Annotated in this window: 13 protein-coding genes; 9 read left to right on the top strand and 4 right to left on the bottom strand. The window is 71.3% G+C overall.

Annotated elements, in window-relative coordinates:
- Positions 1–83 precede the first annotated feature (83 nt).
- The 6 genes from E4P42_RS08800 to E4P42_RS08775 all read left to right on the top strand — a co-directional run bounded on the left by E4P42_RS08800 (position 84) and on the right by E4P42_RS08775 (position 6,943).
- A complete protein-coding gene (locus E4P42_RS08800; RefSeq protein ID WP_135125167.1) occupies positions 84–1,070 on the top strand; it encodes a YafY family protein in 987 nt (328 codons plus the stop codon).
- Complete coding sequence (locus E4P42_RS08795) at positions 1,067–2,044, top strand: YafY family protein (protein WP_135125165.1); 978 nt, start codon at positions 1,067–1,069, stop codon at positions 2,042–2,044. The genes E4P42_RS08800 and E4P42_RS08795 overlap by 4 nt, the downstream gene beginning before the upstream one ends.
- A 28-nt stretch (positions 2,045–2,072) precedes the next feature.
- On the top strand, positions 2,073–2,324 hold the full coding sequence (tatA, locus tag E4P42_RS08790; protein WP_135125162.1) for a Sec-independent protein translocase subunit TatA: 252 nt from the start codon (positions 2,073–2,075) through the stop codon (positions 2,322–2,324).
- Between the two features lie 70 nt (positions 2,325–2,394).
- Positions 2,395–3,345, top strand: coding sequence for a twin-arginine translocase subunit TatC (tatC, locus tag E4P42_RS08785; RefSeq protein WP_135125159.1), 951 nt, complete (start codon positions 2,395–2,397; stop codon positions 3,343–3,345).
- Positions 3,329–6,085, top strand: coding sequence for an RNA helicase (locus E4P42_RS08780; protein ID WP_135125157.1), 2,757 nt, complete (start codon positions 3,329–3,331; stop codon positions 6,083–6,085). The genes tatC and E4P42_RS08780 overlap by 17 nt, the downstream gene beginning before the upstream one ends.
- 39 nt (positions 6,086–6,124) lie before the next feature.
- Entirely contained in the window at positions 6,125–6,943 is an 819-nt protein-coding gene (locus tag E4P42_RS08775; RefSeq protein ID WP_135125154.1) for a DUF4333 domain-containing protein, read from the top strand.
- Here the strand turns inward: E4P42_RS08775 and E4P42_RS08770 are convergent.
- Entirely contained in the window at positions 6,940–7,890 is a 951-nt protein-coding gene (locus tag E4P42_RS08770) for a 5'-3' exonuclease (RefSeq protein ID WP_135125152.1), read from the bottom strand. The genes E4P42_RS08775 and E4P42_RS08770 overlap by 4 nt on opposite strands.
- Before the next feature lie 39 nt (positions 7,891–7,929).
- On the opposite strand from E4P42_RS08770, the gene E4P42_RS08765 reads away from it, so the two are divergent.
- Positions 7,930–9,072: a Xaa-Pro peptidase family protein gene (locus tag E4P42_RS08765; protein WP_135125149.1), complete on the top strand. Its 1,143-nt coding sequence runs from the start codon at positions 7,930–7,932 to the stop codon at positions 9,070–9,072.
- 80 nt (positions 9,073–9,152) lie between these two features.
- Here the strand turns inward: E4P42_RS08765 and E4P42_RS08760 are convergent, their stop codons facing one another.
- A complete protein-coding gene (locus E4P42_RS08760) occupies positions 9,153–9,578 on the bottom strand; it encodes a F420-dependent biliverdin reductase (protein ID WP_135125147.1) in 426 nt (141 codons plus the stop codon).
- A gap of 34 nt (positions 9,579–9,612) precedes the next feature.
- On the opposite strand from E4P42_RS08760, the gene E4P42_RS08755 reads away from it, so the two are divergent.
- A complete protein-coding gene (locus E4P42_RS08755) occupies positions 9,613–10,362 on the top strand; it encodes an SDR family NAD(P)-dependent oxidoreductase (RefSeq protein ID WP_135125144.1) in 750 nt (249 codons plus the stop codon).
- Between the two features lie 60 nt (positions 10,363–10,422).
- Here the strand turns inward: E4P42_RS08755 and E4P42_RS08750 are convergent, their stop codons facing one another.
- Together E4P42_RS08750 and cobG are read right to left on the bottom strand one after the other, a co-directional pair.
- Complete coding sequence (locus tag E4P42_RS08750; RefSeq protein WP_245233946.1) at positions 10,423–11,511, bottom strand: phosphotransferase family protein; 1,089 nt, start codon at positions 11,509–11,511, stop codon at positions 10,423–10,425.
- 155 nt (positions 11,512–11,666) lie between these two features.
- A complete protein-coding gene (gene cobG / locus E4P42_RS08745) occupies positions 11,667–12,797 on the bottom strand; it encodes a precorrin-3B synthase (protein ID WP_209305732.1) in 1,131 nt (376 codons plus the stop codon).
- A 57-nt stretch (positions 12,798–12,854) separates the two neighbouring features.
- Between cobG and E4P42_RS08740 the strand changes: the two genes are divergently transcribed.
- Positions 12,855–13,400, top strand: a complete 546-nt coding sequence (locus E4P42_RS08740; protein ID WP_245233945.1) for a cyclic nucleotide-binding domain-containing protein — start codon at positions 12,855–12,857, stop codon at positions 13,398–13,400.
- Positions 13,401–13,406: the final 6 nt, after the last annotated feature.

Below are 13,406 nucleotides of genomic sequence, written 5' to 3'. Positions count from 1 at the left end.
CCGGCTCGCTGGCTGAACTTCGAAGACCACGCCGCACCCACAGAAGCGTCGCCCCACACCTCCGACGCCTTAAGCTCGTAGGAGTGGCCACCTCCAAAGTCGAACGGCTGATGAACCTGGTCATCGCACTGCTGTCGACGCGCACCTTCATCACCGCCGACCGCATCCGCCAGGTCGTCGCCGGCTACGCCGACAGTCCCAGCGACGAGGCCTTCTCCCGCATGTTCGAGCGCGACAAGAACGAACTGCGCGACCTCGGCATCCCGCTGGAAACCGGCCGCGTCTCCCAGTTCGACCCCACCGAGGGCTACCGCATCAACCGCGACGCCTACGCGCTGCCCGCCGTCGAGCTCACCGCCGACGAGGCCGCCGCCGTCGCTGTCGCCACCCAGCTGTGGGAGTCGCCCGAACTCATCACCGCCACGCAGGGTGCCCTGCTCAAACTCCGCGCCGCCGGCGTCGACGTCGACGCCGGTGACAGCGTCGCCATCTCCACGGCGACCCTGCCCGGCGTCCGCGGCTCCGAGGCGACGCTGCGCACCCTGCTCGACGCCATCGACGCCGGCCAGGCCGTCCAGTTCGGCCACCGCCAATCCCGCACCGACCCCTACAAGACCCGCACCGTCGAACCGTGGGGCGTCGTCACCCACCGCGGCCGCTGGTACCTCGTCGGCCACGACCGCGACCGCGCCGCGCCCCGCACATTCCGGCTGTCCCGCATCGCCGACGACGTCACTGTCATCGGCCCCCCGGGCGCCGTCCGCAAACCCGAGGACGTCGACCTCAAAGACCTGGTGCACCGCGCCGTCGCCGAATGGCCCACCGGTACCCAGGCCCGCGTCTGGGTCGCCGAGGGCCGCGCCACCGCGCTGCGCCGCCAGGCCGTCGTCGAAGGCCCCATGACCCTCGGCGGCCGCGCCGGCGACGTCGTCACCGTAGAAATCGGCATGTTCGACCGGCTGGCCCGCGAGGTCGCCAGCTACGGCGCCGACGCCATCGCGCTGGAGCCCGAGTCGCTGCGCGACGACGTCATCGCCCGCCTCACCGCGCAGGCGGAGGTGACCGCATGAGCGCCGTCTCCACCCGCCTGGTCCGGCTGCTCAACATGGTTCCGTACTTCCAGGCCAACCCGCGGATCACCTACACCGAGGCGGCCTCCGACCTCGGCGTCAGCGTCGACCAGCTCCGGACCGACCTCGACCAGCTGTGGATGTGCGGCCTGCCCGGCTACGGCCCCGGCGACCTCATCGACTTCGAATTCTCCGGCGACACCATCGAGGTCACGTTCTCCGCGGGCATCGACCATCCGCTGCGCCTCACCTCGCCCGAGGCCACCGGCGTCCTGGTCGCGCTGCGGGCCCTGGTCGACGTGCCCGGCATGGTCGACCCCGAGGCCGCCCGCAGCGCCATCGCCAAGATCGAGCAGGCCGCCGGCGCCGCCGGCCACGACATCAGCGACGCCGTCACCGCCGTCGAGGAACCCGCCCCGGTCGAGAGCGAGGCCGCCGCGGCCGTGCGCACGGCCGTGCGCAACGCCCGCGCCTTGACCATCGAGTACTACTCGGCCTCCCACGACGTGCTGACCAGCCGGACGGTCGACCCCATCCGGGTCGTGCTGGTCGCCGACCACAGCTACCTCGAGGCGTGGTGTCGTTCGGCCGAAGGCGTGCGCCTGTTCCGCTTCGACCGCATCGTCGACGCCCGCGTGCTCGACGAACCCGCGGCACCCCCGCCGCCGGCGGTCGAGGCGGGTCCGGACACCTCGCTGTTCGACGCCGACCCGGCTCTGCCGTCGGCGACCCTGCTGATCGACCCGTCGGCGTCCTGGATGTTCGACTATTACCCCCTGCGCGTGGTGCGCGAACTGCCCGACGGCGCCTGCGAAGCGGCCATGACCTACGCCTCCGACGCCTGGATGGCCCGCTTCGTCCTCGGCTTCGGTTCGGCGGTGCGGGTGCTCGAACCGCAGGCGCTCGCCGACAAGGTCCGCGAATCCGCCGCCGCGGCCCTGCTCGCCTACGCCCGGAGCGGCACCGGCGGGTAGACTCGGCGGCGACTTCGAGGAGGTGCACATGGGCGGTCTGCAACCCTGGCATTGGGTAATCGTCATCGCGGTGTTCGTGCTGCTGTTCGGCGCCAAGAAACTGCCGGATGCGGCGCGCTCGCTGGGCAAGTCGATGCGGATCTTCAAGTCCGAGATCAAGGAGATGCAGGCGGAGGGCAAGTCCGACACCCCGCCGGCCACGCCGATCGCCTCCGAGCGAGTCGACGTCGCCGATCCGGCCACCACTGCCGACAAGACGTCGGACAAGCGGTCGGCCTGACCACTCCGTCCCGCGCGGCGTGACGCCGCGTCGTCAGGCCGCACTCGCCGGCGGCCTCTAGGCAATACACGTGCAAATCCCCGGAATCATCAAGCGGCTCAACCCGCGGCAGCGTCGCGCCCAGGTGAACCCCGACGGCACCATGTCGTTGGTCGAACACCTGCATGAACTGCGCAACCGGCTCCTGGTGGCCGCCGCCGCGGTGGTGCTCACGACCATCTTCGGTTTCTGGTGGTACAGCCACGGCGTCTTCGGCTTTCCGAGCCTCGGTGACTGGCTGCGCGGCCCGTACTGTGCGCTGCCGGCGTCCGCCCGCGCCGACATCACCCCCGACGGCGAGTGCCGACTGCTCGCGACCGCGCCATTCGACCAGTTCATGCTGCGCCTGAAGGTCTCGCTGATGGCGGGCATCGTGCTGGCCTGCCCGGTGTGGCTCTATCAGCTGTGGGCGTTCATCACCCCCGGCCTGTACAAGAACGAACGCCGGTTCGCCGCGGTGTTCGTCGCCATCGGCTCGATCCTGTTCATCGCCGGTGCGGTGCTGGCCTACGTGGTGCTGTCGACCGCGTTGAGCTTCCTGCTCACCGTCGGCAGCGACGTCCAGGTCACCGCCCTGTCCGGCGACCAGTACTTCGGCTTCCTGATCAACCTGCTGCTGGTGTTCGGGTTCAGCTTCGAGTTCCCGCTGCTGATCGTCATGCTCAACTTCATCGGGATGCTGCCCTACGAGAAGCTCAAGGCGTGGCGGCGCGGGCTGATCTTCGCGATGTTCGTGTTCGCCGCCCTGTTCACGCCCGGCTCGGACCCGTTCTCGATGCTGGCGCTGGCCTGCGCGCTGACCATCCTGCTCGAGATCGCCATCCAGGTCGGCCGCATCCACGACAAGCGCAAGGCCAAGCGCGAAGCGGCCGTCGCCGTGCCCGACGACGAGGCCGCTCCGATCGGCACCGCCGAACCGATCGAGGCCCCCAGCGCCGTGCCGACCCCGTCGCGCGTCAACGTCCATGACGAATCCACCTGACACCCAGCTCGCCGCCTTCACCGCCGCGCTGCCCTTCACGCTCGACCCGTTCCAGATCCGCGCCTGTCAGGCACTCGAATCCGGCCACGGCGTGCTGGTGTGCGCGCCGACCGGCGCCGGCAAGACCGTCGTCGGCGAGTTCGCCGTCCACCTCGCGCTGGCCGCCGGCGGCAAGTGCTTCTACACCACCCCGATCAAGGCGCTGAGCAATCAGAAGCACAGCGATCTGGTGCGCCGCTACGGCGCCGAGAAGATCGGCCTGCTCACCGGCGACCAGTCCATCAACGGTGACGCCGACATCGTCGTGATGACCACCGAAGTGCTGCGCAACATGCTGTATGCCAACTCGCCTGCGCTGCAGGGATTGTCGTACGTCGTGATGGACGAGGTGCACTTCCTGGCCGACCGGATGCGTGGCGCGGTGTGGGAAGAGGTGATCCTGCACCTGCCCGACGAGGTGCGGCTGGTCAGCCTGTCGGCGACGGTCAGCAACGCAGAGGAGTTCGGCGGCTGGATCCAGACCGTGCGCGGCGACACCACCGTGGTGGTCGACGAGCACCGTCCGGTGCCGCTGTGGCAGCACGTGCTGGTCGGCAAGCGGCTGTTCGACCTGTTCGACTACCGCGCGCACAACGCCGACCGCAGCGGCCGCGAACTGATCGTCGACCCCGAACTGCTGCGCCACATCGCCCACCGCCGGGAAGCCGACCGGATGGCCGACTGGCAGCCTCGCGGCAAGGGTCGCGGCGGCCACCGCGGCCGCCCCACCATGTACCGCCCACCGGCCCGGCCCGATGTCATCGCCGCGCTGGACCGCGAAGGACTGCTGCCGGCGATCACGTTCGTGTTCTCCCGCGCCGGCTGCGACGCCGCGGTCAAACAGTGCCTGCGCTCCCCGCTGCGGCTGACCTCCGAGGAGGAACGCAAACGCATCGCCGAGGTGGTCGACCGGCGCTGCGCCGACCTCGCCGAGGACGACCTGATCGTGCTCGACTACCACGAGTGGCGCGAAGGGTTGCTGCGCGGCCTGGCCGCCCACCACGCGGGCATGCTTCCGGTGTTTCGGCACACCGTCGAGGAGCTGTTCACCGCCGGGCTGGTCAAGGCCGTCTTCGCCACCGAGACCCTGGCGCTGGGCATCAACATGCCCGCCCGCACCGTCGTCCTCGAACGCTTGGTGAAGTTCAACGGCGAGCAGCACATGCCGCTCACGCCGGGGGAGTACACCCAGCTGACCGGGCGGGCCGGCCGCCGCGGCATCGACGTCGAAGGTCACGCGGTGGTGCTGTGGGGCACCGAGGTCGAACCCGCCGAGGTCGCCGGGTTGGCGTCCACCCGCACATTCCCGCTGCGCAGCTCGTTCGCGCCGTCCTACAACATGACCATCAACCTGGTGCAGCAGATGGGTCCCGCGCAGGCGCGCCAACTGCTCGAGCAGTCGTTCGCGCAGTACCAGGCCGACCGGTCGGTGGTCGGGTTGCGCCGCGGGGTGGAACGCGGTGAACGCGTGCTCGATGAGATCGCCGCCGAACTCGGCGGCCCCGAGGCGCCGATCCTCGACTACGTGCGGCTGCGCGCCAAGATCGCCGAACGCGAACGCGCCCAGTCGCGCGCGTCGCGGTTGCAGCGCCGGGTCGCCGCCAACGACGCGCTGAGCGCCCTGCGCCGCGGCGACATCATCACCATCACCCACGGGCGGCGCGGCGGGCTGGCCGTCGTCCTCGAATCCGCCCGCGACAGCGACGACCCACGCCCGCTGGTGCTGACCGAACACCGCTGGGCCGGTCGCATCTCGTCGGCCGACTATCCCGCCGCGACTCCGCGCGTCGGCACCATGGCGCTGCCCAAACGCATCGAACACCGCAACCCGCGTGTGCGCCGCGACCTGGCCTCGGCGCTGCGGTCGGCCGCCGAAGGCATCGTCCCGCCGTCGGGTCGCCCCCGCCGCGGCGGCGCCCCCGCCGAGCAGGATTTCGACCCGGAGCTGACGGCGCTGCGCGAGAAGATGCGCCGCCACCCCGCCCACCAGCTGCCCGACCGCGAGGACCACGCCCGCCTGGCCGAGCGATATTTGCGCATCGAACGCGACAACGCCCAGATCCGGCAGAAGGTGGCGGCCGCGACCAATTCGCTGGCCCGCACCTTCGACCGCATCGTGGTGCTGCTCGGCGAACGCGGCTTCATCGACACCACCGGCGACGACCCCGAGGTGACCGACGACGGCCGGCTGCTGGCCCGGATCTACAGCGAGAGCGACCTTCTGGTGGCCGAATGTCTGCGCGGGCGGATCTGGGAGGGGTTGGAACCGGCCGAGTTGGCGGCGGTCCTGTCGTCGGTGCTCTACGAGTCGCGCGGCGACACGCCGGGCGCGCCAGCGGGTTCGGAGGCGCCGACCGGGAAGGTGCGCCGCGCGCTCAACCAGACCCGCCGGCTGTCGGCCGAATTACGCGCCGACGAGAACCGCCACCGCATCGCCCCCGGCCGCGAACCCGACGAGGGGTTCGTCACCGCCGTCTACCGCTGGGCGACCACCGGCGACCTCACCACCGCGCTGGCCGCCAGCGACGTCACGGGGAGCGGGTCCCCGCTGTCCGCAGGCGATTTCGTGCGCTGGTGCCGCCAGGTGCTCGACCTGCTCGACCAGGTCCGCAACGCCGCCCCGAACCCCGCCCTGCGCGGTGTTGCGAAACGCGCGATCAACGACATTCGACGCGGCGTCGTGGCAGTTGATGCGGGGTAGTGTGTTGCCAGCGAACGGACCGACGACCAAGGAGACACGATGAGCGGACCGCAAGGTTCTGATCCCTCGCAGCCGTGGGCCGGTCAGCAGCCGGACGCGGCCAAGGATCAGCCGGCCGGCGACCCGTCGAACACCCAGTGGCAGTCGCCCGGCACCGGCGGGGGCGACCAGCCGCCGACCGGCGAGACCCCGGCGTGGCAGCAACAGCAGCCGCCGGCGTACACGCCGCAGCAGTATCCGCAGTACCAGCAGCCGACGCATCAGCAGCCGGCCTACCAGCCGTACCCCACCACCGAGCAGCAGTACGGGCAGCAGCCGCAGTACGGGCAGCCCGGCCAGCCGCAGTACGGCCAGCAGCCTCAGTACGGTCAGCCGCAATACGGCGAGCAGCCCCAGTACGGGCAGACCGCGCAGTACGGTCAGCCGCAGTACGGGCAGACCGGCCAGTTCGGTCAGCAGCCTCAGTACGGCCAGCCCGGCCAGTACGGCTACGGTCAGCCCGGCGCGCAGGACCACTCGAAGCGCTCGCTGAAGGTCATCGGTGGCGTCGTGGGCGCGCTGGTGGTCGTCCTGCTGCTCGTGGTCGGCATCCTGGGTTTCTGGAAGCCGGGCTTCTTCGTCACCACCAAACTCGACGTCGACGCCGCCCAGACCGGCGTGCAGCAGATCCTCACCGACGAGTCCAACGGCTACGGCGCCAAGAACGTCCAGGACGTGACGTGCAACAACGGCGAGAGCCCCGAGGTGCGCAAGGGTGCGACGTTCGACTGCGAGGTCAGCATCGACGGCACCAAGCGCGAGGTCACCGTGACGTTCCAGGACGACGACGGCACTTACGAGGTCGGCCGGCCCCGCTAGTCGAGGTCGTCGAGCGCCTTCTGCAGGCGCCCGACCGATGACGTGACGCCGAGGTCGCCCGCCAACTGGGCGACCTTGCGCGGGTGGGCCGCGGCCAGCGGCAGCTCGTCGGTCTTCGTCGACATGGTCACGGGTGCGTCGGTGGCCACCCGCACCACCGGCTCGGCGGCCTCGATGTAGTCGGTCGCGGCCAGCAGCTTCTTGCGGTACGCCTTGGACATCTTCGACGCCGGGTCGTGGGCGGCCGCGACGATCGCCTCGAGCGACCCGTACTGCGCGAGCAGCGTCGCGGCGGTCTTCTCGCCGACGCCCGCCACCCCGGGCAGCCCGTCGGACGGGTCCCCGCGCATCAGCGCCAGCTCGGCGTAGGCGGCGCCGGCGCGGTCCTCGGGCACGGCGTACTGCTCGGCCACCTCCTTCGGCCCGAACAACGTCGCCTTGGACATGCCGCGGCCCAGGTAGAGCACCCGCACCTCGACCGGTTCGTCGCGGACGACCTGCAGCATGTCGCGGTCCCCGCTGACCACGATGACCCGGTCGCGCCGCTCGGCGGCGGCCAGCGTGCCGAGCACGTCGTCGGCCTCGTACCCGGGGGCGCCGGCGTGGGGGATGCCGAACGCGTCGAGCATCGCCATGATCATGTCGACCTGCGGGGTCAGCTCATCGGGTACCACCTCGACGTCGGTGCCCGCCGGTTGCGGTTCGGCGACCCGGTGCGCCTTATAGGACGGGATGCGGTCGACGCGCCACTGCGGCCGCCAGTCGTCGTCGCGGCACACCACCAGCCGCGACGGCCGTTCCCGGGCGATCAGCATCGCCACCGTGTCGAGGAACCCCCGGACCGCGTTGACGGGCCGGCCGTCCGGCGCGGTGATCGACGACGGCAACGCGAAGTAGGAACGGAACCACATGCTGGCTCCGTCGAGGAGCATCAGGGGAGCGGCCATGGTGGTTCAAGCTACCGGCCGCGCCAGTAGCCTTGGGCCATGACCGGTAGCCGTTTCAGCACCGACGTGTACGCCAGCCGACTGCGGGCCGCCGCCACCGCGGCGGGGGAGGCCGGGCTGGCCGGGCTGGTCATCACCCCCGGCTACGACTTGCGCTACCTGACCGGATCTGCGGCGCAGACCTTCGAACGGCTCACCGCGCTGGTGCTGCCCGCCGACGGCGAGCCGACCGTGGTGCTGCCCAAGCTGGAGCTGGCCACGCTCGGTCATTCGGCGATCCCGGAACTGCCTGTGCGCGTGCGAGATTGGGTCGACGGTGACGATCCGTACGCGATCGTCGCCGAGGTGCTCGGCGGGGGACCCGCCCGCATCGCGGTCACGGACTCGATGCCCGCGCTGCACCTGCTGCCGCTGGCCGGGCTGCTCGGCGAGATGCCGGTGCTGGCCACCGAGGTCCTGCGCCGACTCCGGATGATCAAGGATCCCGCCGAGATCGACGCGCTGCGCAAGGCCGGCGCCGCGATCGACCGGGTGCACGCTCGGGTGCCGGACTTCCTGGTGGCCGGCCGCACCGAGGCCGACGTCGCCGCCGACATCGCGAAAGCCATTGTGGACGAAGGGCATTCGGAGGTGGCGTTCATCATCGTCGGCTCCGGCCCGCACGGCGCCGACCCGCATCACGAGTGCTCGGACCGAGAGCTGCGGGCGGGCGACATCGTTGTCGTCGACATCGGCGGGCCGTACGAGCCCGGCTACAACTCCGACTGCACCCGCACCTACAGCCTCGGGGAGCCCGACCCCGAGGTGGCGCGGCGCTACGCGGTGCTACAGCGCGCGCAGCAGGCCGCGGTCGAGGCCGTGCGACCGGGGGCGACCGCGCAGGAGGTGGACGCCGCTGCCCGCGATGTGCTGGCCGCCGAGGGGCTGGCCGAGGCGTTCGTGCACCGCACCGGCCATGGGATCGGACTGTCGGTGCACGAGGAGCCCTACATCGTCGCCGGCAACGACCTGCCGCTCGAGGAGGGGATGGCGTTCAGCGTCGAACCGGGGATCTACTTCGCCGGTGAGTGGGGCGCGCGGATCGAGGACATCGTGATCGTCACCGCCGACGGCGCGGAATCGGTGAACCGGCAGCCACACGACTTGACCGTGGTGCCCGCCGGCCCGGCCGCGACGGTCTAACTCTCTGCGCCGAGCAGACATAAAAGTGCACTCTGTGGCCCCATTTCGGGCACTATTGCGTCTGCTCGCGCCGAAGATGTTCAGCCGTTGGAGCGGTCGAGCAGCTGCGACGAACCCAGCACCCGCTCCACCCGCACCTCGATCACCACGCGTTCCGGGTTGACCCGGGGGGTGCGGTAGCGCTGGGCGTAGCGCAGCTCGGCGTCGCGCACCGCGTCCGGGTCGGAGTTCACCGTCGACTTGCCCTCCAGCGACAACCACCGTGCGCCGTCGACCTGGCTGAGCACCGCCACGCCGCGCTGATCGGCGTTGACCGCCTTCTGCGAGCCGCCGGTGGTGATGACCCGCGCGATGTGGGTCTTCGGGTCGAAGGTGAACCCGACCGCCACCACATGGGGTGAGTTGTCCGAGCGCAGGGTGGTCAGCATCGCCAGGTGACGTTCGGTGAGAAACGCCAACGCGTCACTGGTGAGTTTCGTGGTCGCCCTGCCGCCGGATCCAGCCATCGACCCCACGCTAGCGCAGGACATAATCGCTGCCGTGAAAGACACGGGTGCGGGTCTGGTCGTGGTGTTCGGCGGCCGCAGCGAGATCGGGGTCGAGGTGGCGGTCCGCCTGGCGCCCGGCGCGACGGTGGTGCTCGCCGCGCGCGGGGCCGACCGGCTCGACGCGCAGGTCGCCGCGGTGACGGGGGCCGGGGCGACCGCGGTGCACACCGTCGAGTTCGACGCCGACGACCTCACCGGGCACGTCCCGCTGGTCGAGCGCCTCGTCGCCGAACACGGCCTGATCGGCACCGCGGTGCTGGCGTTCGGAATCCTGGGCGATCAGGCCCGCGCCGAACGCGACCCCGCGCACGCGGCCGCGATCGTGCACACCGACTACGTCGCGCAGGTCAGCCTGCTGACCGTGCTCGCCACCGTCATGCGGGAGGCGGGCTCGGGGTCGCTGGTGGTGTTCTCCTCGGTCGCCGGTGCCCGCGTGCGCCGCGCCAACTACGTCTACGGCTCCGCCAAGGCGGGCCTGGACGGGTTCGCCGGCGGCCTGGCTGACGCGCTGCACGGCACCGGGGTCCATCTGCTGCTGGTGCGACCCGGTTTCGTCATCGGCCGGATGACCCAGGGGATGGACCCGGCGCCTCTGTCGAGCACCCCGGCGCAGGTCGCCGACGCGACCGTCCGCGCGCTGGCCAGGCGGCGGAGCACGGTGTGGGTGCCGCGGTCGCTGGCCGGACTGGTCGCCGTGATGCGGATGCTGCCCCGACCGGTGTGGCGGCGGATGCCGCGCTGACCGGCTGCGCGGCGAGACTGAAGTCCTGCAGGCGAGACCGGGCGAAACAGCTGCGAGGGTTCAGTTTCGGCGGCCGAGCTCGTCGATCAGCTCCAGCGCGCCGAGTTCGCGGACCGCGCGGCAGCCGCGCTCGAGCATCGTCAGCGCCATCTCGTCACCGCGCTCGGTCGACGACGCGAATGCGAAGCCCAGGGCGGTGATCAGCGGCGCCTGCACAACGCCGAGCCGGTAGTCGCGCCAGCAGTCCTCGGCGTCGTAACCGGTGACGCCATGGCCGGCCAGCGCCGCGTGATAGCGGTCGACGAGGTCGCGCTCCAGCGTGGACCGCTCGTCGGGCAGCAGGCTGGTCGCGGTGAAGTACGCCAGGTCCCGGGCGGGCAGTCCCACCCCGAGGGTCTGCCAGTCCACCACCGCCACGCGCGTGCGCTCCGGGTCGAACAGCAGGTTGTCCAGCCGGAAGTCGCCGTGCAGCAACGCGAACCGGTCACCGGCGGCCAACAACCAGGGCGTCACCCGGCTCATCGCCTCCGACAGCGTGTCGCGGTCCTGCATGGACATCCGCTCGCCGAGCTTGTCGGCGGTGATCCCGGCGGCCATCACCGCGATGTCGCCGAAACCCTTGGCGCCGTCGGCATCCGGGCGGGGCATCACGATGCCCGGCATCCCGTCCAGGTCGGGGTCGCACCACGTCGGCCCGTGCAGCCCGGCCAGCGCCTCGACCGCGAGCCGGGCCTCGGCCTCGCGGCAGCCGGCCAGCTGGTCACCCTGCACGGCGGGGCTCATGTCGGCCAGCAGGAGGACGAAGTCCGCGCCGTCGGAGGCGGCGTCGCAGTGGTAGCAGTGCGGCATCGGCACCGCGACCCGGTCGGCCATCGCGGTGTAGAACGCGTGCTCCGACCGGTAGCCCAGGGCCACCCGCTCGCGGACGGTCTCGTCCTGTGACGGCAGCTTGACGACGAAGGTGGCCGGCAGGTCGGGGTGTGCGTCGGTGTAGGTGACCGACAACCGGTACGTCGCACCGGTCTGTCCGGTGCCGACCGGCGTCACGTCGACCGCGGCGACCCCGACCGGCGCGCCATCGATGCTGAGGACGGTACTGAGCCACTGCGGGGTCACCTCGGCGGGGCGACCGGGAATCAGAGCCTGCACGGCACCGCCTTTCGTCACGCTGTGACGCCGGACACTATCACCGCAAGTGTCTAGTCGGCGGCGGTGCGCCCGGTGCCGAGCAGACGCAGAGTCGCATGATCGAGGCGCCATTCATGCGAGTTCGTGTCTGCTCGCGGTTAACGCAGGCCCTGGGCTCAGGGCGACGGCGGGCGCACGCGGTAGCCGTCGGGCCCGGCCACCAGCACCTCGCCGACCGGCGGGCTGCCACAGCCGCGTTCGCACCCGACGAAGTGGCGATGCCCCTCGGCGGGGTGGTGCACCGCAGCGGCGGCGTCGGCGCGCACGTCGGCGGCCGACTTGTCACAGCCCGGGGTGCCGGTGCAGGCGCTGACGTCCAGCCACGGCGAGTTCTCGTCGAACACCAGGCCCATCGGCGCCAGCACACGCAACGCGACGTCCGCGACGCCTTCGTCGAGGTCGCCGACCAGCAGCGACCGCCACGGCGTCACGACCACCGGCGCCTCGATCGCGCCGACGAACTCCGCGGTGCGCGCAGGCAGCACGCCCAGCGGAACCGCGGCGCCCAGCGTGATCCGGCCGTCGTCCTGCGGAATCCAGCCGACCGGCGGCCGGGTGACCGGTGCCCAGGTTGCCCCCGGCGCCGCGGTGGGCCTCAGGCCCGCCAGCAGAACCCCGGGCTCGTCGAGTTCGTCGACCCGCCACGCGGTGCCACGAATCTCGGTGAAGCGGGCCGCGACCGCGAGCAGCGTCGACACGGCGTCCGCGACGTCGACCCGCACGCCGGTGTCGCGCCCGGACAGCAGCAGCGCCGCCCGCGCGTCGTCGAGCAGGTGCACGCCGGCGTCGGTGCCCAGGCCGGACACGTCACCGCGCCCGTCGTCGAATCCGAACCAGAACCGCCCCGACAGGGCCGCCAGCTCCGGCGCCGACTGCAGTGCGGCGTCGAGAGCGGTCACCAGCGGGCGGACGTCGCCGAGTCCGCCGCTGCGCCCGGACAGCGGGGAGGCGACGATGTTGCGCACCTTCTCGTGGGTGGGCGACGGCAGCAGCCCGGCGTCGGCGACCGCGGCGGCCACCGCCGCGGTGTCGGACACCCCGCGGATCTGAACGTTGCCGCGCGAGGTCAACTCCAGCTCGGCCGTGCCGTACTCGGCCGCGGTGTGTGCCAGCGCGGTCAGCTGGGCTCCGGACAGCATGCCGCCGGGCAACCGGATGCGCGCCAGCGCACCGTCGGCGGCCCGGTGCACAGAGAGGGCACCCGGGCATGCGTCCTGGTCGCGGGATCGAGTCGTCACTGCAGCCATCGTATCGACCGGGGATCGCAGCGCCGTGGGACCGGGAGCGGGCACGACGCGTGAGATGTGTTTGATCGCGTCAGCACGCGGGAGGCGCCGTGCCCGTTCGATACTGCAGAGGCCCGCCGTTTACTACGCTTCGCCATGTCACGGTTTCACCCCGCGGAACAGGAGCCCGTCATGAAAGCCCGCGACAAGGAACATCGCGAGGACGTTGCACGCCTGCGGGAATTCCCCGCCTTCGCAGACTTCTCCGACGACGACCTCATGCGCCTCGTCCGAGTAGCTCATCGCACCTCGATGTCGGGGCCGTGGCCGATGATCCACGAGCAGACGCCGTCGGATGCGGTGTTCATCCTGTTGAGCGGCGAAGCCGGGGTGTATCTGGGTCGCGACCGCATCGCCGTCCTGCCACCGGGTGAGTTGATCGGCGAGAATGCGCTGCGCCGCGGGAAGTTGCGTTCGGCCACGGTGACGACGACGGGTCCGGCGGAGATGTTGCGGCTCGCGCGCGACGACTTCGAGCGCCTCCTCGAGGAGATCCCGGCGTTGCGCGGCATGGTGGACGACACGATCGCGCGTCACATGTCGGCGGAATCCGGCCAGTCCTGACGAGGC

It is taken from the genome of Mycobacterium sp. PS03-16 (genome assembly GCF_004570325.1).
In the GTDB taxonomy this organism is placed as follows: Bacteria; Actinomycetota; Actinomycetes; order Mycobacteriales; family Mycobacteriaceae; genus Mycobacterium.
This window is presented reverse-complemented; position numbering and strand designations above follow the sequence as displayed.